Origin of the sequence: Pseudidiomarina sp. WS423, from assembly GCF_050750165.1 — a bacterium.
In the GTDB taxonomy this organism is placed as follows: Bacteria; Pseudomonadota; Gammaproteobacteria; order Enterobacterales; family Alteromonadaceae; genus Pseudidiomarina; species Pseudidiomarina fusca.
Genome location: NZ_JBOJLN010000001.1, coordinates 217261 through 240714, shown reverse-complemented (window position 1 = coordinate 240714; position 23454 = coordinate 217261). Strand labels below are relative to the sequence as shown.

22 protein-coding genes are annotated in these 23454 nt (G+C 46.2%); 15 read left to right on the top strand and 7 right to left on the bottom strand.

The window, feature by feature from the left end:
- The first annotated feature begins 1 nt into the window (after position 1).
- The 3 genes from ACQ661_RS01120 to ACQ661_RS01110 are packed head-to-tail and all read left to right on the top strand — an operon-like array spanning position 2 to position 2646.
- Entirely contained in the window at positions 2-484 is a 483-nt protein-coding gene (locus ACQ661_RS01120) for a CinA family protein (protein WP_431667370.1), read from the top strand.
- Between the two features lie 56 nt (positions 485-540).
- Positions 541-1599, top strand: a complete 1059-nt coding sequence (gene recA, locus ACQ661_RS01115; RefSeq protein WP_110075165.1) for a recombinase RecA — start codon at positions 541-543, stop codon at positions 1597-1599.
- Between the two features lie 30 nt (positions 1600-1629).
- Positions 1630-2646, top strand: coding sequence for a patatin-like phospholipase family protein (locus ACQ661_RS01110; RefSeq protein WP_313932257.1), 1017 nt, complete (start codon positions 1630-1632; stop codon positions 2644-2646).
- Between the two features lie 77 nt (positions 2647-2723).
- Here the strand turns inward: ACQ661_RS01110 and putP are convergent, their stop codons facing one another.
- The 7 genes from putP to pspF are packed head-to-tail and all read right to left on the bottom strand — an operon-like array spanning position 2724 to position 10689.
- Entirely contained in the window at positions 2724-4250 is a 1527-nt protein-coding gene (gene putP, locus ACQ661_RS01105; protein ID WP_313932258.1) for a sodium/proline symporter PutP, read from the bottom strand.
- Positions 4251-4254: 4 nt separating this feature from the next.
- A complete protein-coding gene (locus ACQ661_RS01100) occupies positions 4255-5055 on the bottom strand; it encodes an ATP-binding cassette domain-containing protein (protein WP_110075162.1) in 801 nt (266 codons plus the stop codon).
- Entirely contained in the window at positions 5048-6046 is a 999-nt protein-coding gene (locus ACQ661_RS01095) for an oligopeptide/dipeptide ABC transporter ATP-binding protein (RefSeq protein WP_431667369.1), read from the bottom strand. Before ACQ661_RS01095 ends, ACQ661_RS01100 begins: the two co-directional genes overlap by 8 nt.
- Positions 6043-6939: an ABC transporter permease subunit gene (locus ACQ661_RS01090; RefSeq protein ID WP_431667368.1), complete on the bottom strand. Its 897-nt coding sequence runs from the start codon at positions 6937-6939 to the stop codon at positions 6043-6045. Before ACQ661_RS01090 ends, ACQ661_RS01095 begins: the two co-directional genes overlap by 4 nt.
- The gene (locus ACQ661_RS01085; RefSeq protein ID WP_431667367.1) at positions 6926-7957 is read right to left on the bottom strand and encodes an ABC transporter permease subunit; all 1032 of its coding nucleotides are present in this window, start codon (positions 7955-7957) and stop codon (positions 6926-6928) included. The genes ACQ661_RS01090 and ACQ661_RS01085 overlap by 14 nt, the downstream gene beginning before the upstream one ends.
- Positions 7944-9578: an ABC transporter substrate-binding protein gene (locus ACQ661_RS01080; protein WP_431667366.1), complete on the bottom strand. Its 1635-nt coding sequence runs from the start codon at positions 9576-9578 to the stop codon at positions 7944-7946. The genes ACQ661_RS01085 and ACQ661_RS01080 overlap by 14 nt, the downstream gene beginning before the upstream one ends.
- A gap of 7 nt (positions 9579-9585) precedes the next feature.
- Entirely contained in the window at positions 9586-10689 is a 1104-nt protein-coding gene (gene pspF / locus ACQ661_RS01075) for a phage shock protein operon transcriptional activator (protein WP_431667365.1), read from the bottom strand.
- Positions 10690-10931: 242 nt separating this feature from the next.
- Here pspF and pspA point away from each other — a divergent pair, with 242 nt between their 5' ends.
- From pspA to ACQ661_RS01015, 12 genes are all read left to right on the top strand, one after another.
- The gene (pspA, locus tag ACQ661_RS01070) at positions 10932-11603 is read left to right on the top strand and encodes a phage shock protein PspA (protein WP_431667364.1); all 672 of its coding nucleotides are present in this window, start codon (positions 10932-10934) and stop codon (positions 11601-11603) included.
- 96 nt (positions 11604-11699) lie between these two features.
- Positions 11700-11936 (top strand): envelope stress response membrane protein PspB, encoded by a 237-nt coding sequence (gene pspB, locus ACQ661_RS01065; protein WP_110075156.1) that lies wholly within the window; start codon positions 11700-11702, stop codon positions 11934-11936.
- A complete protein-coding gene (gene pspC, locus ACQ661_RS01060; RefSeq protein ID WP_313932265.1) occupies positions 11933-12319 on the top strand; it encodes an envelope stress response membrane protein PspC in 387 nt (128 codons plus the stop codon). The genes pspB and pspC overlap by 4 nt, the downstream gene beginning before the upstream one ends.
- Before the next feature lie 103 nt (positions 12320-12422).
- Positions 12423-13640 (top strand): methionine gamma-lyase, encoded by a 1218-nt coding sequence (gene megL, locus ACQ661_RS01055; protein WP_431667363.1) that lies wholly within the window; start codon positions 12423-12425, stop codon positions 13638-13640.
- Entirely contained in the window at positions 13633-14436 is an 804-nt protein-coding gene (gene phhA, locus ACQ661_RS01050) for a phenylalanine 4-monooxygenase (RefSeq protein ID WP_431667362.1), read from the top strand. The genes megL and phhA overlap by 8 nt, the downstream gene beginning before the upstream one ends.
- Positions 14437-14481: 45 nt before the next feature.
- Positions 14482-14823: a 4a-hydroxytetrahydrobiopterin dehydratase gene (locus tag ACQ661_RS01045; RefSeq protein ID WP_369742288.1), complete on the top strand. Its 342-nt coding sequence runs from the start codon at positions 14482-14484 to the stop codon at positions 14821-14823.
- Positions 14824-15040: 217 nt separating this feature from the next.
- Positions 15041-16600 carry a transcriptional regulator TyrR gene (tyrR, locus tag ACQ661_RS01040; protein ID WP_431667571.1) on the top strand — a complete coding sequence of 520 codons (1560 nt, stop codon included), beginning with the start codon at positions 15041-15043 and terminating at the stop codon, positions 16598-16600.
- A gap of 249 nt (positions 16601-16849) precedes the next feature.
- Positions 16850-17926 (top strand): 4-hydroxyphenylpyruvate dioxygenase, encoded by a 1077-nt coding sequence (gene hppD, locus ACQ661_RS01035; RefSeq protein WP_110075151.1) that lies wholly within the window; start codon positions 16850-16852, stop codon positions 17924-17926.
- A complete protein-coding gene (locus ACQ661_RS01030) occupies positions 17919-19067 on the top strand; it encodes a homogentisate 1,2-dioxygenase (RefSeq protein ID WP_431667361.1) in 1149 nt (382 codons plus the stop codon). Before hppD ends, ACQ661_RS01030 begins: the two co-directional genes overlap by 8 nt.
- A gap of 3 nt (positions 19068-19070) precedes the next feature.
- Positions 19071-20096: a fumarylacetoacetate hydrolase family protein gene (locus tag ACQ661_RS01025; protein ID WP_153825686.1), complete on the top strand. Its 1026-nt coding sequence runs from the start codon at positions 19071-19073 to the stop codon at positions 20094-20096.
- Positions 20097-20110: 14 nt separating this feature from the next.
- Positions 20111-20752 carry a maleylacetoacetate isomerase gene (maiA, locus tag ACQ661_RS01020; protein WP_313932268.1) on the top strand — a complete coding sequence of 214 codons (642 nt, stop codon included), beginning with the start codon at positions 20111-20113 and terminating at the stop codon, positions 20750-20752.
- Positions 20753-20876: 124 nt separating this feature from the next.
- Entirely contained in the window at positions 20877-23354 is a 2478-nt protein-coding gene (locus tag ACQ661_RS01015; RefSeq protein WP_431667359.1) for a prolyl oligopeptidase family serine peptidase, read from the top strand.
- The last annotated feature ends 100 nt before the right edge of the window (positions 23355-23454 follow it).

The window sequence follows — 23454 nt, the reverse complement described above, 5'->3', positions numbered from 1 at the left end:
AATGGTACCACAAAGCACAGTTAATTTAGCAGTAGAATTGGGCGCTTGGTTAGAGCAGCGTGGTTGGCGTTGTGTCACCGCTGAGTCGTGCACGGCCGGCGGAATTGGGTATGCTATTAGCACTGTTGCTGGTAGCTCAGCATGGTATGAAGGCGGCTTTATCACTTACAGCAATGCCATGAAACAAAGCCAGTTAGGGGTAACTTCCTACACCTTAGCAAAATACGGTGCGGTGTCTGCCGAAACTGCAGCAGCAATGGCTCGCGGTGCTTTGACAGCCAGTGGGGCAGAGGTTGCGGTAGCAGTAACAGGGGTCGCCGGGCCCGGTGGTGGGAGTGCCGACAAACCTGTAGGTTTGGTTTGGTTTGGCTTAGCCTGGCAGGGCGAATGCATTACTTGGCAGCAGGTCTTTCCTGGCGATCGGCAAGCGGTGCGATTAGCTACCATTAACGAAGCATTATTAAGTATTAAAAAAATAACTTGATACTGTATAAATTTACAGTACAATCATTTTAAAGCGATTAACAAACGGACACTAGCATGAGCAACGATAAACAAAAAGCACTCGACGCCGCCCTTGGTCAAATTGAACGCCAGTTTGGTAAAGGCTCTATTATGCGCCTTGGCGATAACCACGCGATGGATATTGAATCGGTTTCAACGGGTTCATTAACTCTAGATATTGCCTTGGGTATTGGTGGTTTACCGTATGGTCGTGTCGTAGAGATTTACGGACCAGAATCAAGTGGTAAAACGACATTAACTCTACAAGTAATTGCGGAAGCGCAAAAGCAAGGCAAAACCTGTGCGTTTGTTGATGCTGAACATGCGCTTGACCCCGTTTACGCTGGCAAGCTGGGCGTGAAGGTTGATGAATTACTCGTATCGCAACCTGATACGGGCGAACAAGCCCTAGAAATTTGTGACATGTTAGTCCGTTCAGGTGCCGTGGATGTGGTTATTGTAGACTCGGTAGCAGCGCTAACACCAAAAGCTGAGATTGAAGGTGAAATGGGTGACAGTCATATGGGCTTGCAAGCTCGGTTGATGTCGCAGGCGTTACGTAAACTCACAGCCAACATCAAGAAATCGAATAGTTTATGTATTTTCATTAACCAGATTCGAATGAAGATTGGGGTTATGTTTGGTAATCCAGAAACCACCACGGGCGGTAACGCACTTAAATTCTATGCATCGGTTCGATTAGATATTCGTCGTACGGGTTCGGTGAAAGAGGGCGATGAAGTTGTTGGTAACGAAACGCGCGTGAAGGTTGTAAAGAATAAAGTAGCACCGCCATTCAAAGAAGCTAACTTCCAGATCATGTACGGCAGCGGTATTTCTAAAGAAGGCGAGTTGATTGATCTTGGCGTGAAACAGAAGATTGTTGATAAAGCAGGAGCTTGGTACAGCTACAAGGGCGATAAGATTGGTCAGGGTAAAGCTAATGCCATGAAGTTCTTGATAGAAAACAAAGCGATTGCTGAAGATATTGAACAACAGATTCGTGAACAATTGTTAGCCAAGCCAGTTAAAGGTGAAAAGCCAGCAAAAGCCGATGATGCTGTTGACGTTATGCTAGATGATGATTTAATTTAAGGTTTTAGCAATAAAATTAGGAATAGCGTCATGAGTTATGCACAAGTTGCGTTAGCACTTGGCTCAGGTGCTGCACGAGGTTGGTCGCACATTGGTGTGATTAAAGCGCTGCAGGACATGGGAGTAGAAATAAACATGGTCGCAGGCACTTCAATCGGCTCCCTTGTGGGGGCCGGTTTTGCTTCTGGTCGCTTAACTGAGCTAGAAGAATGGGTGCGCGGCATGGGGCGTTGGCAAGTTTTTAATCTCCTAGACTATGGGCTAAGTAACGGCGGCATTATTCATGGTGAAAAAGTTTTCAGCCATGCCCGTGAACGCTTTGGCGCAATAGATATTGAAGACATGCCGATTACTTACGGCGCAGTTGCTACCGATTTGTATACTGGAAGAGAGATTTGGTTACGCAAAGGTGACGTGTATGCAGCATCCCGAGCTTCTTGCGCTATGCCAGGTATGTTGGCCCCTTCTGCGGTTAATGGACGTTGGTTAGTTGATGGTGGGTTAGTGAATCCTGTACCAGTGTCCTTGTGCCGTGCGCTAGGTGCTGACTTCGTCATTGCAGTGAATTTAAACTCACAGCTGAACACCAGCGCCATCGAAGCAAGATCCAAGTACGTAGCGCCTCCTAAAGATGGTGTTGAGCCACAAGCGGATGTGCATGGGCATAATACTCCGGCTACGACCGAGGCAAGTCATCCTAAGCCGCAATCGGAACAAGACGAAGGAGAGGGGTTTTTTAATAGTTTTATCTCTACTAGTCAGCACTATTGGGATGCGGTTAAAGAGAAGTTTACTGGCCCTTCGTACAAAGCTCCTGGTATGTTTGGGGTGATGGCAGGCTCTATCGATATCATGCAAGAGCGAATTACTAAAGCACGTTTGGCTGGTGATCCGCCCGATATCCTGATTCAGCCGAAATTAGGGCATATTGGTTTAATGCAGTTTGAAAGTGGTAACGATGCGATAGATATTGGCTATGAAACCACGATCAGAATGAAAGATTACATCATGTCTGAGTTGGAGCTTTTTGCCCAGCGACGCGGTTAGCATTTCAAGTTTTTAAGCAGATATAAAAAAGCCAGCGTTTTAACGCTGGCTTTTTAGATTTGGAACCTTAGGTTCTATTATTTGTGTTCAGTAATGACGGCTTCCATTTTAGCGAAGGTTTGCTGTAAATCAGCACTTGGCTCAGCTGTCATTGAGCTAACAATCCATACCGCTAACGAGCTTAGGATAAAGCCAGGGATAATTTCGTAAACAAGGCTACTAAGCGTTGCTCCGTCAGCTAATACCGGTGCGTAAATCCAGAATAAGACAGTACCAGCACCCACCAGCATGCCGGCTAGGGCACCATGACGATTCATTCTGCGCCAGAACAAGCTCATAATAATCACTGGACCAAAGGCCGCGCCAAATCCTGCCCAAGCGTTAGCAACGAGACCTAGAATGGTATTTTCAGGATCCCATGCTAGCGCAATAGCCACCAATGAAACTAATAACACCGAAATACGACCTACGGTTACTAGTTCTTTGTCACTGGCATCGCGGCGCAAGAAAGCTTTGTAAAAGTCTTCTGTAAGCGAGCTTGAGGTAACTAGCAGTTGCGATGAAATGGTACTCATGATTGCTGCAAGAATTGCAGCCAATAAGAAGCCCGAAATTAAGGGATGGAACAAGAATTGCGAGAAGATAATAAATATAGTCTCAGCGTCATTAAGGACCATTTTAGTTTCAGTAACATAGGCAATACCCACAAAGCCGGTAACCATGGCACCAATGATAGAAACAAACATCCAGCTGATACCAATTCGGCGTGCGGTAGGAATATCCTTCACTGAGCGGATCGCCATAAAACGGACGATGATGTGGGGTTGACCAAAATAGCCCAAGCCCCATGCTAGTAATGAGATGATACCCAGCCAACTGAGCTGATTCACCAACGGATCTTTTGCGGCATCTTTAAACAGTTCAAGGTAGTCAGGATTCATCGATTCGACGGTGTGAGTCACTGCGGTCATACCACCTAAATCGGAGATTGCCACGATTGGCACCAGTACCAAGGCGACAAACATGATGCACCCTTGTACAAAGTCGGTCATGGAAACCGCTAAAAACCCACCGAACAGGGTGTAGGCACAAACCACGCCGGCTGTTACCCATAAGCCTAAACTGTAGTCCAAGCCAAATGCGGCACTGGCAAAAAGTTTACCGCCGGCAACTAAGCTAGCCGAGGTATATAAGGTAAAGAAAACAATGATGACAATCGAAGAAAACACCCGTAAAAAGCGCTTACGGTCGTCAAAGCGATTGGCAAAGTAGTCCGGAATAGTGATGGAGTCGTTAGCAACTTCAGTGTAAGTGCGCAATCGCGGTGCCACGACGATGTAGTTTAAGTAGGCACCAATAAGTAAGCCTACGGCAATCCATAGTTGCGATACCCCAGACACATAGATAGCGCCTGGCAAACCCATCAGCATCCAGCCACTCATGTCTGAAGCACCAGCGGATAAAGCTGTTACTCCTGGGCCTAAACTGCGCCCCCCCAACATGTAGCCAGAAACATCGGCCGTCGATTTTTTATAGGCATAAACACCTATGCCCAACATAACGATGAAGTAGAGCGCTAGAGATATTAGCGTACCTGTTTCCAAAGTCTTACTCCTGTGTTGTTGTGTGTTTAAGCGCTTTGTTTAATAGTTCTGACTGCAACAGCATACGCGTTAGCTGATGTTGCGGATTATGGATAAGCGCTTCTGTCGTTCCAAACTCAATCATTTTACCACGATGCATTATTAAGATCTTGTCTGCAACATGTTTCACGATCTCCGGCGAATGAGAGACGAAAATGAACGAAATACCCATGTCTTCTTGAAGATCTAGGATAAGGTTAATGATTTGAGCTCTAATCGATGGGTCCAGTGCTACGAAGGCTTCATCAGCCACAATGATCTGTGGTTCGAGAATTATTGCTCGGGCAATGCACACCCGCTGTTGCTGCCCCGTGGATAGCATGTGCGGATAAAAATGATAATGATCGGGCAATAAGCCGACTTTGCTTAAGGTTTGTAGCACGTGTTCGGTTTGTTGTGCGAGGTTCCAATTAGTGTTGAATTTAAGTGCTTCTGAAAGCTGCTTACCTATGGTTAACTGCGGATTTAACGATCGCATCGAATCTTGAAAAATCATTCGAATATCGCGGCAGCGCTGGCGGTAGTTATGGGGATCAAGACGTTTGCCGTGCAGCCAAATTTCGCCATTAGAGGGCACGTCCGCACCAGCAATCAGTTTTGCGATCGTCGATTTGCCAGAGCCTGTTTCTCCCATAATAGCAAGCGTCTCGCCTTTGTTGAGGCTAAAACTAATAGGCTCAAGAGCACAAATCCTGCGACCTGGTAGCCACCCTTGCTTTTGCTGGTAATACTTACAAATAGCATGTACCTCAAGCAATTTAGTCATCGCGATTGCCCTCAATTAACGGAAAGTGGCAGGCGTATTGATGTTGTCTACTTTTTTCTAAGCGCGGCTGATGAATACAAGCTTTACGAGCATACGGACAACGCGGGCCTAGGCGACAACCGATCGGCATGTGTTGTAAGGTTGGGATGGCGCCTGAAAGCGTTGGTAACCGTGTCTTTGCTGCGGAGGTTTGGTTGTAAAGACTCATCTCAAGCATAGCTCGAGTATAAGGATGGTAGGGTTCAGTCATCAATTTTTCTGTTGGCCCCGTCTCCATCAATTGCCCGCAGTAAACTAAACTCATACGCTTACTTTCTGGAATAATCGAGGTTAAATCTTGAGTTATCATAAGAATCGACATGCCTTGTGAACTCAATTTGGCTAGCAAGCGATAAATCTGATTGCGAGTACCTGGCTCCATCGCGGTAGTGGGCTCGTCTGCAATAAGTAGTTTAGGATTGTAGGCGATAGCCATGGCAATACTCACTTTTTGAGCGATGCCATCGGATAATTCAAAAGGATAGCTGTTCATCACCGCAGCGTGATCCTTGATACCAACGCGATGCAGTAAGCGTTCTGCGCGCACGGTGCGGGAAGCTTTGCGGCGCAAATAGATACCTTTTAGCTCGCTGGCGGGGATGGTTTCACGCAGTTGGTCACCCACCTTACTGTTGGGATCTAAATAGCTACTGGGATTTTGGAAAATCATCGCCATATCCCGCCCGGTTACTAGCCGGCGTAGGCTAGGGCTTAGCGCCAGCAGATCGTAATGACGCCACCAAAGACGGTCGGCGGTAATTTTCCAGCGCGGATTAATAAACCCCATAATGGCTTTAGCCAAGAGACTTTTACCTGAACCAGATTCGCCTACAAGGGTATGAATTTCGCCTTCAGCAACTTGCAGGCTAAATTTATCCAGCACTTTAACCAAGCCGGAGCTGGTCTGTAACTCAATGGTTAAGTTGCGAATATCAAGTAACGTTTGGCTCATGAATTACGTATCCGTTCTTGAATAGCGGCTCGCACACTATCTCCTAGTACATTGATAGAGAGCACGGTTAAAAACAAGGCTAAGCCGGGCAATACCATGGTCCAAGGCGATAAATAAACTTGATCTAAGCTACGTGCCAGCATGGTACCCCATTCTGGCGCCGGTGCCTGCACGCCAAGCCCCAAAAAGCCTAATGCCGCAATATCTAGTATAGCGGTAGAGAGTGCAAAGGTGATTTGCATCACCACCACCGAGGTAATATTCGGAAAAATCACTCGAGTAAGCAGGTACCAGCGTGTGCAGCCATTCAGTTTTGACGCAACCACGTACTCTTTGTTGCGCTCTTCATAAAAGGCATTGTGCACGCTATGAATAAATTGCGGAATCAACACTAAGGTGATAGCTATCATAACGTTATGTAGAGCAGGGCCTAGAATGGCAATAATCACTAGCGCTAACAGTAACGATGGAATGGATAGCAGGACATCTAATAAATGATTGAGGGTAGAAGATTGCACACCTTGGCTCATGCCAGCCCAAGCACCGATACTGATGCCAATCAACGCAGCCAACAAGGTAGCTAACAGGGGATAACCAAGGCTGTAAACAGAACCATGTAGCACTCGGGAAAGTAAATCTCGACCCAAGTCGTCGGTACCAAACAGAAATCGAATCTGTCCCTCGGCGTGCCAAGCAGGAGGTTGCAGCACATGATCTGAAAATTGAGTTTCAGAACTGAATGGACTGACCAGAGGCGACAACACCATCAGCACCATGATGCCGGCAAAAATATAAAAAGCTACCATCGCAAAAGGATTAGCAGTGATGTGGAGCCATAATTGCCGCAGAGGGCTGGGCTCACGGTGTTGATAATAAATACTAGTGTTCGGCATGTTGTTCTTTCCTCACCTGCGGATACCGCCATGCATGCAATAGCTCAACCAGCACATTGACCAGCAGAATTAAGCTTGCTAACACTAAAATACCTGCCTGCATAACCGGGTAATCGCGCTCATAAATGCTTTTGACTAACCAACTGCCGAGGCCCGGCCAATTAAAAATAACTTCAGTAATAATGATGTTTGTCATTAACACACTAAATTGCAGGCCCAATTGGCGTACTACCGGTTGCAAGGCATTAGGAATAATGTGTCGGAATAAAATACGGCTATCAGCTAAACCACGAGCTCGTGCCGCTTTAATGTAATTTTGTTGCAGCACATCGAGCATGGCATTGCGCATAATACGAATGAGCATAGTCATCGGCATTAACGACAATACCAAGACCGGCAACCACAAGTGGGCTAGGGCATCAATAAATGCTGCTGGGCGGTAGGGCATATCACTGCGCCAGATATCCCAAAGAATCGAGCCGCTCTGTAATTCAATATTATAAAGTGGATTAATTTGTCCTGAGATGGGACTCCAGCCCAGCTTGACAGCAAACAACAAAATAAAGAGTTGTGCTAACCAAAAGACGGGAATGGAATAAGTACTTAAACTCAATCCCATAATCACGCGATCGAGAGGTCCTCGTTGCTGTAATGCCGCATATATGCCGAGTGGCAAGCCTAGTAATAATGCCAGCGCCATGGCTAATAAGCCAAGCTCAAGGGTTGCGCCAAACAGCGGTTGTAATTGAGCAAAAACGTCTGTTTGACTGGCTAGGGAGTTGCCCCATTGCCCGGCCAAAAGATGGTCAATAAACCCCATATATTGCTGCAAAATACCGCTATCAAAACCACGTGCGTCAACCGCTTGCTGGTAGGCATAGCTGTTCTGATCACGGATTCCGGTCATATTGGTAAGGGGATCACCAGGAAACCAATAATTCAGTGCAAACACAAATAGGCTCAACAGCCACAGCGTAATGATAAAAAGAATGAGCCGGCGTAAACTATAACGGAGCATCGGTTAGCCTCCGTGCTTTGCGAAAACTGAGGCCACCATACGGGGGTAACTCAACTCCTTGAATATCAGCGCGATGGGCTTGAAACCGCAATGAATTGGCAATGGGCACCAGCGGGGCTTGTTGCATCACGTAATTTTCAATTCGTTGGTAGAGTTGTTTACGTTGCTGCGGTTCAGTCTCAGTGATAGCCTCGACCAAGAGTTGATCAAATTCTGGATCGCACCATTGGGTCCGATTATTACCACTGCGGGTTGCCGCACAACTCAAGATGGGGCGGAAAAAGTTATCCGGATCGGCATTGTCAGCCACCCAGCCAATCAAAACGCTATCATGCTCTCCGCGAGCCAGCCGTTGCCGAAAGGTATTCCATTCGTAACTGATAATATCTGCCTGCACACCAATACGAGCTAAATCTGCTTGCATTAGTTCGCTCATACGCTGTGCATTAGGGTTGTAAGCACGTTGTACCGGCATCGCCCAAATATTCATGCTAAATCCGTTGGGGTAGCCCGCTTGTTGTAGTAGTTCAATGGCTTTAGCTGGATCGTAGGGATAGGCTTGGGGTTCAGCGCTATAGGCCCAAGAAGTCTCTGGTAGCATGCCACTGGCGAGCCGGGCTTTACCGCCGTAGATGGTCTGGATAATGGCAGGACGATTAATCGCATGAGCTAAGGCTTGACGCACCAAAGGATTATCAAAAGGGGGGCGCTTGGTATTAAAGGCCCAAAACGACAAACTTGGGTTCACTGCGCTAGCTACTTCAATTTCAGCTTGCGTATCAAGCTGAGCTAATTCGTCAATCAGTGGATAAGGAATGACGTCGCATTCACCGGTCAGGAGTTTCAACATCCGCTTATTGGCGTTGGGAGTAATCACATACACTAACTGAGTGATATGCGGCTGCGAGCGCCAATAGTCGGGATGGTTACGATAGCGAATCACAAAATCTTTACGAAATTCATCAAACACAAAGGGACCGGTGCCGATAGGAAGCCTATCGATATCGCTTGGTGTTCCTTGAGCGAGCAGCTGAGCACCGTATTCCGCTGCTAAGATCACATTAAAATCAGTAGCTAAGTTGGCTAAAAATGAACTATCCGCTTGGTTCAACCAGAAATCAACGGTGTGATCATCGACGCGTTCTACTCGTTTAATTAAGCGCATTAAACCGCTGGAGCGAAAAAAGGGGTACCGGCCGCCGCCAACGTTATGATAGGGATGTTGTTCGTTGAGCCAACGGTTGAAACTAAAAAGTACATCATCAGCGTTAAACGGACGACTGGGCTGGAACCATGCAGTTTGATGAAAAGCTACCTGCTGTCTGAGCTTAAAACGATACCTGGTACCTTGGTCGAAGGCTTGCCATTGGGTTGCTAACGCGGGAATAAATTGCTGTTGCTCAGCGTCATAATCAATCAGCCGATCGTAGAGTTGCGCCGAGGTTGCATCAACGGTGGTGCCGGAAGTACCTAACTGTGGATTAAAGCTCTCTGGATTACCCTCAGAACAATACACCAAGCCCTCACTTAACGGGGCCGGTAGTTGGTTATTGTCACTACATGCGCTTAAGATAAAAACGCTAGTAACTGCGGTAAGCAAACATACCGGTTTAAGAAACACGCTAACCTCAACTTTCTAGTAGTTGGTACTTTTTTAAGTAGCCACGTAATTGATGATAGGTTAAACCGAGCAATTCTGCGGTTTTCTTTTGATTAAATTGCGATTGCTGCAGCGCATGCTGCAATAGACTGACCTCAAAGTCAGCACTAACCTGTTTAAAATCGATGTTGCCGCAGTTAAAGTCGGGCAGGTTAGAGTCGGACATGTCTTTACTGCTAGGCGGCTCGGCGGTAGTGTCTGTAACATAGTCAGTGCTTGCTGGTGGTTGCTTATCCGTTGCTGATGGCGACGCCCCGTGATTTGTTCGATGGGCGGCAGCTTGCGGTCGATAAGGACTGGCAAAGGGATCAATAATGATCTGCTGCACCGGAACTTGGCCGCTGCCGAGCCGATATACCGAGCGCTCCACCACATTCTTAAGTTCACGCACATTACCAGGCCAATGGTAATCGAGTAGCGTTCTGCGAGCTTGTTCAGTAAACCCACTGAACAACTCATAACCCAACTCGCGCGCCATTTTAATGGCAAAATGCTCAGCTAGCTGCAAAATATCTTCACGTCGCTCACGCAGCGGTGGCAGGGTAATCACGTCAAAAGCTAAGCGGTCGAGTAGGTCGGCGCGAAACTTACCTTGTGCAGCCAATGTTGGCAAATCTTCATTAGTGGCAGCGATGAGCCGAGCATCAACACGCACTGTTTTATTGCCGCCAACCCGTTCAAATTCTCCATATTCAATCACCCGAAGTAACTTTTCTTGCACTAACGTGGAGGTGTTGGCTAACTCATCAAGGAATAGGCTACCCCCATCGGCGCGTTCAAAGCGGCCTTCGTGGCGCTTTTGTGCACCCGTAAAGGCGCCTACTTCGTGTCCGAATAATTCACTTTCGAGCAGACTTTCACTCAGCGCGGCACAATTAAGCTTGATGTAGTTTTGTTGCCAGCGTTTGGAGAGGTAATGCAGTCGCGCTGCTATCAGTTCTTTACCGGTACCGCGTTCACCGATGATGAGTACGGGCTTATCCAACGGTGCAACTTGCGATACATGTTCTAATACAGCAAGAAAACTATTGGCTTGGCCGAGTAAATTATCGGCATCGCGAAACCGGCTCATATCAGGCACCACTCATTATTGTTGTTATTGGTGAAACTCACTAATTATTAGTGTATTTGATAAATGCTGCAGGTCAAATTTAATTGATGTCAGAATGTTTTATCATTACTAATCAATGTGTTACTTGAAACATAAAAAGTTGGCACGGTATCTGCATTACTTTTTACTGAGTAGACAAACTGACAATCCCACACTGATTTAACTAGTGATGAGTATTTTCGACAATTAATGAGGAATTAACAATGGGTATCTTTTCACGTTTTACAGATATCGTAAATTCAAACTTAAACGCATTACTGGATAAAGCTGAAGATCCGGAAAAAATGGTACGTTTAATCATCCAAGAAATGGAAGACACCTTAGTTGAGGTGCGTTCAACTTCAGCCCGCTTAATTGCGGAAAAGAAAGACAGCGAGCGACAGTTGGCGCGTGTTCAAAATGAAGTCAACGAGTGGCAAAACAAAGCTGAATTGGCGTTAAGCAAAGATCGTGAAGATTTGGCCCGATTAGCGCTAACCGAGAAGCAAAAGGCCAGTGCCGAGGCGGCAAGTTTGCAAGGCGATGTGAATCGTGTTGAAGAACACTTGCAACGCCTGAGCGAAGAAGTTGGCCAACTGCAAGAAAAACTAGCCGATGCCAAAGCTCGGCAGAAAACCATTATCATGCGGCAACGAGCGGCGAGCAGTCGCTTGGAAGTAAAAAAACGTATTGATAGCGGTAAAATCGATGATGCAATGCTACGCTTTGAGCGCTATGAAAGTAAAATCGATGACCTAGAATCGCAAGTTGAAGCTTATGATTTAGGTAAGAAAACGCTTCGTGATGAGTTTGCTCAATTAGAAGCAGATGACAAAATCACTGATGAGCTAGAAGCCCTAAAAGCAAAAATAAAAGAACAAAAATCAGCGGACTAAGAGAGCCCGTTGATGCCTTTAGCTGGGCCGGGCTGGTGCGACAATAACGCATCTAACGGTTCAGCTTATTAACCAAATAAAACGAGATAAGACACAATGGATTTATTAGCTTCTTTAATTTCTGCGCCAATTATTATTTTTATGGTGATAGTGGCGCCTTTGTGGATCATCATGCACTATCGCAGCCAGCGTAAATTGAACGAAGGCCTATCGCAGCAGGAATTACTGCAATTGCAAGAATTGGCCCATCAGGCCGAGCGTATGCAAGAGCGTATTAAAACGCTTGAAGCTATTCTTGATGCCGAGGCACCTCAGTGGAGAAACCGAGTATGAGTGACCTAAGCAAACAGGGACCTTTAGCGCGCAGCAAAAAAGACGCCAAAATCTCGGGCGTTTGCGCAGGCATTGCCGAGTACTTCAATATTGAAGTCTGGTTGGTGCGATTGGTTGCAGCTTCTTTCCTGATTTTCAGTGGTACGTTAGCGGTTATCGTCTATTTTGTGGCCTACTTTATTATGGACGAGAAAAAAGCGGACGATAAAGCGGCCCATACCGTTGAAATAAAAACTAAGGTTTGGCAAGGAGGACAACCTCCGCAGCGAGCTTTTCACGAAATTGCGAAAGAGTTTAATGAACTTGAGCAAAGCTTGCAGCGGCTAGAAGGCTATGTCACCTCAAATGCCTACAAAATCGACCGCGAATTAAAGCAGCTGTAAGTTTTTCGTTACGCCTGAGTTTGATCCACATCAAAGTTCAGGATTGCCATAAGGCAGCCTCGCATGCACTCTTGTGGGCAACAACAAGAGGATGTTCTGCTTTATGTGCACCAATAATAAACACAAGCACTGGCAGCCAGCGACGGTCACTATCCATGGTGGTAAAGCCAAGGATGAACACGGTGCGCTGGTCAGCCCTTTATATCAAACAGCGACTTTTGCCTTTGCCAATACTGCGCAGGGGTCAGCACGCTTTGCTGGTGAAGAGCCAGGTTATATTTACAGCCGTTTAGGCAATCCAACCATTACTGAACTAGAACAGCGAGTGGCAGCGCTAGAGGACTATCCTGCTGCCGCGGCAACAGCAACGGGAATGGGGGCAGTATCAGCGGCGATGCTGGCGTTTTTGCAACAGGGCGATCATGTGCTGGTATCCGATGCTATCTACGGCTGCAGTTTTGCCTTGTTCTCGCATCTGTTTACCCGCTTCGGTATCGAGGTGAGCTTTGTCGACATGGCCGATTTAGAGCAGACGGCTGCGGCCATGCAAACGAACACCAAATTGGTCTTTCTCGAGTCGCCGGTTAACCCTCATCTGAAAGTGATTGATATTGCAGCGGTGGCAGCGATTGCTCATGCCGGTGGCGCTAAGTTAGTGGTCGACAATACTTTTATGACTCCGTTACTGCAGCAACCACGTCGACAAGGTGCTGATTTAGTCTTACATAGCGCCACTAAGTATTTGAATGGCCATGGCGATGTCGTGGCGGGCATCGTTTGTGGTAGTGCTGAGGATATTGAATTAATCAAACTAACCACCTTAAAAGATATGGGCGCGACCATGAGTCCGCACGATGCTTGGTTAATTTTGCGTGGTTTAAAAACCTTAGATGTGCGGATGCAACGTCACTGCGAAAATGCACAGCAGGTTGCTGAGTATCTGCGTGATCATACGCAAGTGCGTGAGGTTTATTACCCTGGTTTTGCAGATCATCCAGCTCAGCAACTGATGGGAACACAAATGCATGGTGCCGGTGCGGTGATCGCATTTGAATTATGCGGTGATATCAACACGGCACGACAATTTTTAGATAGCTTACAGCTGATTACAATTGCGGTGAGTTTAGGTGATGCCGAAACTCTTATTCAGCATCCCGCCTCAATGACCCACTCGCCCTATACACCAGAGGCAAGAGCGGCCGCCGGTATCACCGATACCTTAGTGCGGATATCCGTTGGATTAGAAGCTGTTAGCGATATTTTGTCTGACCTAGAGCAGGCGTTCACACAGTTAACTACAGGGGAGCACCAACATGGGTAAAACCAGTCAGTACGTGTCGCGCCAACCTGATGAGCACGGCATCATTGCTTGGAGCGATGAAGATAATGCGGTTTGGCATGATTTGGTTAAACGCCAATTAGAGATCATTCCAGGCAAAGCTTGCGATGAATTCATGCATGGTCTTGATTTATTGCAGTTGCCGCAAGATCGGATCCCACAATTGCACGAAATAAACCAAGTTTTAGAGGCAACAACCGGCTGGCAGGTAGCACAAGTACCAGCATTGATTCCGTTCGATGAGTTTTTTCGGTTATTAGCCAATAAACAATTTCCGGTAGCCACTTTTATTCGTACCCGCGAAGAGTTCGACTACTTACAAGAGCCTGATATCTTTCACGAGATTTTTGGCCATTGTCCGCTGTTAACAAATCCAGCGTTTGCTCACTTTACCCATCAGTACGGAAAACTTGGCCTTCATGCTAGCCCCAAAGAGCGGGTTTATTTAGCAAGGCTCTATTGGTTTACGGTAGAGTTTGGATTGCTTAATACCGCTGATGGCTTGCGTATTTATGGTGGTGGCATTTTATCGTCACCAGGTGAAACCGAATATGCGTTGTACAGTGACCAACCAGAGCGTAAGCCTTTGACACCTCTAGATGCGTTACGGACACCGTATCGTATTGATATCATGCAACCCATTTATTACACCTTGGAATCTACCCAACAACTGTTTGATATTGCGCAGTTAGATATCATGGCATTGGTGCAAGAAGCGATGGAGCTTGGTTTGTTTGAGCCTAAATTTCCGCCTAAGCCAAAAACTGAAGTGGCCTAAGTTGTTTTAAGAATTATTTTATTAATACAGTGAATTGAGGAAGTTATGTCTGATTTACACCAGCAAAAATGTGAAGCCTGTAACGCCAATGCACCAAAAGTTAGCGATGCAGAGTTAGCCGAATTAATGCGTGCAATTCCTGATTGGACACCGGTAGTTCGAGATGGCGTGATGCAATTAGAGCGGCAGTTTAAGTTTAAGAACTTCAAACTGGCGTTAGCCTTTACCAATCGGGTTGCTGATATTGCCGAAGCAGAGTTTCATCACCCAACCTTAATTACCGAATGGGGTAAAGTAACCGTGATATGGTGGACTCATGCCATTCAAGGCTTACACAAAAACGACTTTATTATGGCTGCCCGTACCGACACGGTTTTAGCCGAGTAAACTAGTCCAGTAGTCTTATTGTTGCGGCAGTACGCATATTTTAAAGCTTGGTACTTATAGGGTACCAAGCTTTTTTTGTGTATACTTTGCTTTACATTTGCTCTAACGGTCGGCTTGCCACTATCGGGTTGCTGATCCTAGAACCACTGCGCATGAGTACATGCATCAATTGCAGTGACATTATCGCAACAACCATTACTACAACAGCGGGTAAATGATGCGGCTAGAAATTACGTGTGATGATCGCCTGGGTATTGCACAAGATGTGTTAGAAATTCTGCGCAATTATGAGATTGACTTGCGTGGGATTGAGGTAGATCCGAAAGGTAAGATCTTTCTAAACTTTCCGGAATTAGAGTTTAAAGATTTTCAGCATCTGATGCCTGAAATAAGGCGCATCGCTAATGTGAAAGATGTTAAAACGGTCGCCTTTATGCCCTCTGAGCGCGAGCATTATGAATTCAAGCTGTTACTGAATATGCTGCCTGATCCTATTTTGTCACTCGATAGCCGCGGCGATATTGATATTGCGAATGACGCCGCGCAGCGGATTTTGGGTGATAGTGGTAAGACGCTGTTAGGAAGTAATATTAGTCATTGGATCAGCGGCTTTAACCTGCTGCGTTGGCTAGAGAAGCAACCGCAACAAGCCACGGTGCAACAAATTAGTGTCAGTGGCGCAAAATATTTTGCCGATCTATTACCCATCTGGATCAGCGACGAGCAAGCCAAACAAAACTTTGCTGGCGCTGTGATGACCTGTAAACCACAGCCACTTGCCGAGCAATGGCAGCGTAATGTATCAGCGGACGCATTTAGTCAGCTGTTAGGCGAACACAGCAGTATGAAACGACTGATTAAAGAAGCGTCTCGGATGGCTGAATTAAACGTACCTTTGCTGATCCAAGGCGAAACTGGAGTGGGCAAAGAGTTGTTGGCTCGTGCCTGTCATCAGGCCAGTAAACGTGCTGAGCAACCCTTCTTGGCGATTAATTGTGCCGCGTTACCTGACAATGTCGCTGAAAGCGAACTCTTTGGTCACGGCAAGGGAAGCTTAGGGCCTTATACCGAAGCTAAAAAGGGTATTTTCGAGCAAGCCAACGGCGGTACTGTGCTGCTAGATGCAGTAAGTGAAATGTCCAATGGGCTGCAGGCTAAACTGTTACGCTTTATCCAAGATGGACGCTTTCGTCGAATTGGTGAAGAACAAGAAGTGACCGTTGATGTACGGATAATTTGTTCAGCCCAAGATGACTTGCTAGAGCAAGTAGAAAACGGTCGTTTTCGCGAAGACCTGTTTTATCGCCTTAATGTTTTGTCGTTGCACGTGCCCCCGTTACGAGAACGCAAAACAGATATTCCGTTATTAGCTGACCATTTTACCGTACAAGCATGTCAACGTTTGGGGCGGAGTTTGATTATGGTAAGCCGAGCGGCCCGGGAGCGACTGCAACAATATGCATGGCCAGGTAATGTGCGCCAACTAGAGAATGTGCTGTTCCGTTCGATCTCGATGGCCGAAGGTGACAGCCTTGATGCTGATGATTTGCAATTGCCGAGTACCAGTAACTTGGCTGATGCGGTTACGGTAGATTTAGAAGAAGGTAGTTTAGATGAAGCGGTGAAAAAATTTGAAAGTACGATTTTGCGCCGACTTTATCCAAGCTATCCCAGTACTCGTCAATTAGCCAAAAAAGTAGGTCTTTCACATACGGCGGTAGCGAATAAATTACGCGAATACGGGATCGGAAAAAACCGTAAAAAGAAACCGTTGTAAACAAATCTTTACTTGGGATATCGGGTTTTGTATCAGAATGCTGACAGCAAGCCCGATAAAGCTATCTATTCTTTGATCTGTATCAATAACTTTACAAAACTATTGGGTTGCTGCGTCGCAGCTAATATCACCTCGCTGCTAGCGTAAGTAGCTATTGTTGCGCATAGTAAAGACCTAATAAAAGCACGCTATGGCATAGTTAGTGATGCTTTATCTTCGAAACTCTAGAACAACAATCAAGGAACTAGCATGAGCGATATTCATTATAATCCACTGCAAACTGACGGCTTCGAATTCGTGGAGTACACAGCCCCTGATGCTGAAGGCATTGCTGCTTTAAAAGACCTGTTTGGCAAGTTGGGTTTTACTGAAGTTGCTAAACACAAACGCAAGCAAGTATGGTTGTTTAAGCAAAACGACATCAACTTTTTAATCAACGCCGAGCCAGGCGGTCAAGCGGAAGAGTTTGCCAAAGCGCACGGCCCGAGTGTGTGCGGCATGGCATGGCGAGTTAAAGACGCAGAACATGCAGTTGCCCATGCGGTAGCCAATGGTGCGAAGCCATTCCAACGTAATCTAGCAGCCGGAGAAGAAGACTTCCCAGCAGTTTATGGCATTGGTGCTAGTGTCTTATATTTTGTTGATAAATATGGCGAAAACAGCATCTATGCTACAGATTTTGATTTCTATGATAACTGGCAAGCGCAAATGCAAGAGCACGCTGCTGGACTTTATGAGGTTGACCACCTAACTCACAACGTGTTCCGCGGCAATATGGATACTTGGGCTGGTTTCTATGAGCGGATCGGTAACTTCCGTGAAATCCGTTATTTCGATATCGAAGGCAAGCTAACGGGTCTATTGAGCCGTGCGATGACAGCACCGTGCGGTAAAATTCGGATTCCAATCAACGAATCACATGATGATAAATCACAAATCGAAGAATACTTGCGCGAGTACAAAGGCGAAGGTATTCAGCATATTGCGTTAACCTCAGATAATATCTACAAGACAGTACGTGATCTGCGTGCCATTGGTATGGACTTTATGCCAACGCCAGATACTTACTATGCGAAAATTGATGAGCGCGTAGAAGGTCACGAAGAAAATGTTGATGAGTTGCACGAGCTGCAAATCCTCATTGATGGCGCGCCAATGAAAGACGGTATCTTACTGCAGATTTTCACTCAAACAGTGATTGGCCCGGTATTCTTTGAAATTATCCAACGTAAAGGTAACGAAGGCTTTGGTGAAGGTAACTTCAAAGCTCTGTTTGAATCTATCGAAGAAGATCAAATTCGTCGCGGGGTATTAAGCGATGCGTAAATGGATCAGCTTTCCGAAACAAGTAGGTACGGCTTCTAAGCAAGCTCATGCAGACTTTCCGGAGCAAGCGATCTATGAACGCGAAGTAGGGCGCAGTGGGTTCTTTGGACCCGCTACGCACTTTCATCATCGCCATGCGCCAACCGGTTGGAGTGAGTGGACCGGCGATCTGCGCCCACGCAACTTTGATTTTAATCAATTAACCCAAGTAGCCACTGAATCGCCGTGGCAGGTGCCCTTATTGTTACATAATGCGCAATGCAAATTCCGTATTTGGCACTGTTCGCAGAAGATGCCATTTTTAGTGCGAAACGCAGATGGTGATGAACTTTTGTTTATCCATGAAGGGCGCGGTGAATTATTTTGTGATTACGGCCATATCACTTTAGAAAAAGGTGATTACTTCTCGATTCCACGATCAACCTCATGGCGGTTAGAGCCCCTAGAACCCATGCAAATTGTGATGATTGAGGCGACTAACAGTTCCTATCAATTGCCCGAGAAAGGTTTGGTGGGTAATCACGCTATTTTTGATCCTGCTTGTTTGGATACGCCGGATATTGATGCGCAATTTAAAGCGCAATACAGCGAAGATAGCTGGCAAGTGCAAGTCAAAAGACACGAGCAAATCTCAGTCATTACCTATCCATTTAATCCATTAGATGCAATTGGTTGGCATGGTGATTTGGCTCCAGTCAGAATTAACTGGCGTGATATTCGACCTTTAATGAGCCATCGCTATCACTTACCGCCATCAGCACATACCACTTTTGTCGCCGATGGTTTTGTGGTCTGTACTTTTGTGCCTCGGCCGATTGAATCCGATCCAGGCGCATTAAAAGTGCCGTTTTATCATAACAATGATGATTACGACGAAGTGCTCTTTTATCATGAAGGAGACTTCTTTAGTCGCGACAACATTGATAAAGGCATGGTGACTTTTCACCCCGCCGGGTTTACCCACGGTCCACATCCAAAAGCGTTTCAGGCCGGCTTAGAATATCGTAAGAAATTTACTGATGAAGTAGCCGTGATGCTAGATACCCGTAACCCATTACAGATGGGCGAGGTGTGCGCAAGTGTGGAAAACCCAGATTACGTATATAGCTGGAAAGCTAAAGACGAGCAAAAGGCAACTTAGACGATGAAATTTGCAACTTATAGAAATGGAACTCGCGATGGCCAATTGATGTTGGTTAGCCGCGACTTGAGCAAAGCCGTAGCAGTACCCGCGCTTGCTGCAACCTTACAAGAAGTGTTGGACGACTGGGATGGTATTGCACCGCAATTAGAGAAGGTTTATCAAGCATTAAATGCTGGTGAGCTGAGTGATGCGCAAGCCTTTGATGAGCACTTATGTGAATCGCCATTGCCACGTGCTTACCAATGGGCTGATGGTAGTGCTTATGTGAATCATGTGGAGTTAGTACGTAAGGCTAGAAATGCTGAAATGCCACCAAGCTTTTGGACTGATCCTTTAATGTATCAAGGGGGCTCTGATGACTTCTTGGGCCCTAAAGACGAGATCAGCATGGCTGATACTGCTTGGGGAATAGATTTTGAAGGTGAAGTTGCGGTTATCACCGACGATGTCCCTATGGGAGTTAGTGCAACCGAAGCAGGCGAATACATTCGCTTGTTAATGCTAGTGAATGATGTCTCGTTGCGTGGCTTGATTCCGAATGAACTGGGCAAAGGTTTTGGCTTTTTTCAATCGAAGCCATCATCAGCTTTTTCGCCAGTTGCCGTAACTCCCGATGAATTGGGCGCAAATTGGCGTGACAATAAGGTGCATTTGCCATTGTTGAGCTACTATAACAACAAGCCATTTGGTAAACCGAATGCCGGTGTCGACATGACCTTTGATTTCGCTCAGTTAGTTGCCCATGCAGCGAAAACTCGTCATCTCGGAGCTGGTGCTATTATCGGATCTGGAACTGTGTCTAATAAGCAGGGTACTGATCACGGTAGCGCAATCGATGAAGGTGGTGTGGGCTACAGCTGTATCGCTGAAGTACGCATGATAGAAACCATTCGCGATGGCCAGCCTAGTACCGGGTTTATGCAATTTGGTGACACCATCAAAATTGAAATGATTGATGCAGATGGGCACAGCATTTTTGGTAGTATCGACCAAGTTGTAGTGCAATACGACCCAGCTGCAGAATAACAGCGGAGTTAAGCATGGAACTTTACGGCTACTGGCGCTCAAGCGCCAGTTACCGGGCGCGGATAGCGCTCAACTACAAGCAAATTGACTATCATTATATTCCAGTGCATTTAATTAAAGAGGGTGGTCAGCAACACAAACAAGCTTACCGCCAGCTTAATCCTAATGGCTTGGTGCCTACCTTAGTCGATGGCAAGGTGATTTTGCATCAGTCGTTGGCGATCATGGAATATCTTGAAGATACTCATCCACAGCCTTCATTGTTGCCAGGTAATGCGCAGCAGCGGGGTGCTATTCGGGCACTAGCGCTGGATATTGCAAGTGAGTTGCAGCCGCTCATTAATCTGCGTGTTCAGCAGTATTTGAGCCAGCAATTAGAGGTTTCAGATAACGCTAAGCAAGCTTGGTTACAGCACTGGTTTAAACAAAGTTTTCAGGCGTTTGAACGGAACCTAGAAGAGGTAGCCGGTGTTTATTGTGTGGGCGACCAGTTCTCTATGGCTGATGTGTGTTTGGTACCGCAGGTGTATAGCGCCCAGCGGTTTGGCATAGCGTTAGATGATTATCCCATCATGATGGGAATTTATCAGCGTTTGCTTGAGTTACCGTTTGTTGCAGCGGCACATCCAAGTAAACAGCCAGACGCCGAAGTTTAACTGATACTGTAACAGTTTTATCGCATCTTATTTATGCCCAGCTCGTATCTTGCTGGGCATTTTGCTTTAATGGGCTGATAACTCAGGTTTCATTCCCAATGGCTAGGTTAACAAGGAAACAATAATGAAAACAAAAGTAGCAATTGCTATTGCCGCAGCCTTGCTTTCGGCTGCTTGTGCAACCACCACTCCTACATCCTCTACAGCTGCGACGCAGGTCACTCCAGCGGTGTTAGCAACAGCACCTAATAGCCAAGCTCAAGTAGGGCAAGAGCTTACTTTAAAGCAGATTATGGCGGACCAAGATTGGGTGGCGCGGTCACCAGAAAGTGCCTATTGGATGCTAGATGGCAGCGGTGTGCTGTATCAGCAAAAACGTGCCGGCTCACAGCTACGCGATTGGTTTCATCAGCCGCTAACTAAAGCTGCTCATCAAGTACCTCTTGAGCGTCTGCATAACTATGCCTATAACGGTGGCGTTTATAATCAGGATCGTTCCCTGATTGCCTATACGTTTGAAGGTAATATCTTTGTTAAGCAGGTAGTTAACGGTGAAACCAGCCAGTTAACTCGTGATGAAGCGAGACAAAGCCAATTACAGTTTCTAACGGACGGCCGGCTAGCTTATCGCCAAGGTAATGACTTTTTTGTGGTGGATGTTAATACCGGCAAAACTGAGCAAATTGCGAGCTTAGTTAGTCAAGATAAACCACAAGCGAATCAAGCACCAAAAGATTTTATTGCACGCGAGCAACAGCAACTGATCGAGTTCGTCCAAGTAGAACGTCAGCAGCGCGCTGAGCGTTTTGCCCAGCAACAAGAGTTACAACAAAAAAATCCTTCGTTGGCGCCCGAATCCTTTTATCTGGGTAAAGGTAAGCAACTGGTAGCAGCGAGCTTGTCGCCAGCCGGTGATAAAATGATCGTAGCTATTAGCGATCCGCAGCAATGGCGGGCTGATGGCGATATTATGCCAAACTATGTGACCGAAGACGGACGTGTGGCAGCAGAGTCGGTGCGTGCACGGGTAGCCGATGCTAAGCCGGTAGAGCATCAGTTGTTGGTGTTAGATTTAACCAGCGGTGAGAAAACCCAGTTAACTTATAATTCGTTGCCCGGTTGGAACGAGGATGTGTTGGCGGCAGTGCGAAAAGAAAACTATGCCGCTGAAGGAAAAACCTATACGTCTAAAGAACAACCACGGCCGATTACTTTAATGCAAGATTGGGGGTGGCAAGCTGGCGCCGTTCGTTGGACCCATGATGGGCAGCATGCGGCAGTAATGCTAGAAGCTTGGGATAACAAGGACCGCTGGATTGCTAGCATTGATTTTGCTGGTAAAAAACTAGTGAATCAAGAACGCTTGCATGATGAAGCTTGGATTAACTACACCCATAATGAGTTTGGTTTCTTACCCAATAGCGATACCTTGTGGTTCCAGTCTGAAGCAGATGGTTATGCACATTTATACGTCAAACCTTTAACTGGTAAGATCAAGCAGTTAACTCAAGGTAGCTTTGTGACGGAAGACCCAACGGTGAGTCACACGGGTGATTATATTTATTTTAGTGCCAACCAACCGCATCCAGGCAACTACGAAGTTTTTCGGGTGAATACAGCAACCGCAGAACTTGAGCAGCTAACTCGCTTAGGTGGTATCAATAATTATGAATTAAGCCCCCAAGAAGATAAGTTACTAATCAAACACTCATCGGCCCTGCAGCCAGAAGAGCTCTATGTGCAAACATTAGACGACGCGGCCCAGCCAAAGCGATTGACGACAACGGTCACTGAGAGCTTTATGGCGTTTGATTGGGTTGCGCCAGAAATTGTGCCGATACCATCGAGTCATGTTGATCATCCTATTTATACTCGGGTTTATTATCCTAAAAATTATGATGCAAATCGCGCTGAAAAATATCCAGCCGTAGTTTTTATTCACGGCGCTGGTTATTTACAAAATGCTCATGCGGGCTGGTCAGGTTATCAACGCGAATTTATGTTCCATACCTTTTTAACTCAACAAGGGTACGTGGTATTGGATTTAGATTACCGTGGTTCAAAAGGTTACGGACGTGATTGGCGCACAGCTATCTATCGGCAGATGGGAACTCCTGAAGTTGAAGATTTGGTAGATGTTGTGAATTGGGCTGGTGCTAATACTAATGTTGATGTTGAACGCATGGGTACCTACGGCGGCTCTTACGGTGGCTTCTTAACTTTCATGGCACTGTTTAAAGAGCCAGGGTTATTCAAAGCCGGTTCAGCGTTACGACCTGTGAGTGATTGGGCTCATTACAACACAGGTTATACCTCGAACATTTTGAATTTACCGGATGATGATCCTATTGCGTATCGTCGTAGCTCGCCGCTTTATTTTACTGAAGGGCTTCAAGATGCGTTATTAATCAACTCACCGATGGTAGATGATAATGTCTTCTTTCAGGATAGTGTGCGCGTAGTTCAGCGTTTAATTGAGCATGAAAAAGAAAACTTTGAAACCGCTATTTTTCCGGTCGAGCCTCATGGTTTTCGTCAGCCTTCAAGCTGGTTAGATGAATACCGCCGAATCTTTAAGTTGTTTGAAGACAACTTAAAATGATTGAAGCAGGGCTAACCTAATGCGTTAGCCCGCTAGCTAAATCAAGAAAGCCAATAAAAAAGCCGCAATCGATAATGATTGCGGCTTTTTTTAGGTTTAA

Bases quoted from the DNA above. Each gene is read 5' to 3' on its own strand.
- ACQ661_RS01120 (WP_431667370.1), top strand. From the start codon at position 2: ATGGTACCACAAAGCACAGTTAATTTAGCAGTAGAATTGGGCGCTTGG.
- recA (WP_110075165.1), top strand. From the start codon at position 541: ATGAGCAACGATAAACAAAAAGCACTCGACGCCGCCCTTGGTCAAATT.
- ACQ661_RS01110 (WP_313932257.1), top strand. From the start codon at position 1,630: ATGAGTTATGCACAAGTTGCGTTAGCACTTGGCTCAGGTGCTGCACGA.
- ACQ661_RS01100 (WP_110075162.1), bottom strand. From the start codon at position 5,055: ATGACTAAATTGCTTGAGGTACATGCTATTTGTAAGTATTACCAGCAA.
- ACQ661_RS01095 (WP_431667369.1), bottom strand. From the start codon at position 6,046: ATGAGCCAAACGTTACTTGATATTCGCAACTTAACCATTGAGTTACAG.
- ACQ661_RS01090 (WP_431667368.1), bottom strand. From the start codon at position 6,939: ATGCCGAACACTAGTATTTATTATCAACACCGTGAGCCCAGCCCTCTG.
- ACQ661_RS01085 (WP_431667367.1), bottom strand. From the start codon at position 7,957: ATGCTCCGTTATAGTTTACGCCGGCTCATTCTTTTTATCATTACGCTG.
- pspF (WP_431667365.1), bottom strand. From the start codon at position 10,689: ATGAGCCGGTTTCGCGATGCCGATAATTTACTCGGCCAAGCCAATAGT.
- pspA (WP_431667364.1), top strand. From the start codon at position 10,932: ATGGGTATCTTTTCACGTTTTACAGATATCGTAAATTCAAACTTAAAC.
- pspB (WP_110075156.1), top strand. From the start codon at position 11,700: ATGGATTTATTAGCTTCTTTAATTTCTGCGCCAATTATTATTTTTATG.
- pspC (WP_313932265.1), top strand. From the start codon at position 11,933: ATGAGTGACCTAAGCAAACAGGGACCTTTAGCGCGCAGCAAAAAAGAC.
- megL (WP_431667363.1), top strand. From the start codon at position 12,423: ATGTGCACCAATAATAAACACAAGCACTGGCAGCCAGCGACGGTCACT.
- phhA (WP_431667362.1), top strand. From the start codon at position 13,633: ATGGGTAAAACCAGTCAGTACGTGTCGCGCCAACCTGATGAGCACGGC.
- ACQ661_RS01045 (WP_369742288.1), top strand. From the start codon at position 14,482: ATGTCTGATTTACACCAGCAAAAATGTGAAGCCTGTAACGCCAATGCA.
- tyrR (WP_431667571.1), top strand. From the start codon at position 15,041: ATGCGGCTAGAAATTACGTGTGATGATCGCCTGGGTATTGCACAAGAT.
- hppD (WP_110075151.1), top strand. From the start codon at position 16,850: ATGAGCGATATTCATTATAATCCACTGCAAACTGACGGCTTCGAATTC.
- ACQ661_RS01030 (WP_431667361.1), top strand. From the start codon at position 17,919: ATGCGTAAATGGATCAGCTTTCCGAAACAAGTAGGTACGGCTTCTAAG.
- ACQ661_RS01025 (WP_153825686.1), top strand. From the start codon at position 19,071: ATGAAATTTGCAACTTATAGAAATGGAACTCGCGATGGCCAATTGATG.
- maiA (WP_313932268.1), top strand. From the start codon at position 20,111: ATGGAACTTTACGGCTACTGGCGCTCAAGCGCCAGTTACCGGGCGCGG.
- ACQ661_RS01015 (WP_431667359.1), top strand. From the start codon at position 20,877: ATGAAAACAAAAGTAGCAATTGCTATTGCCGCAGCCTTGCTTTCGGCT.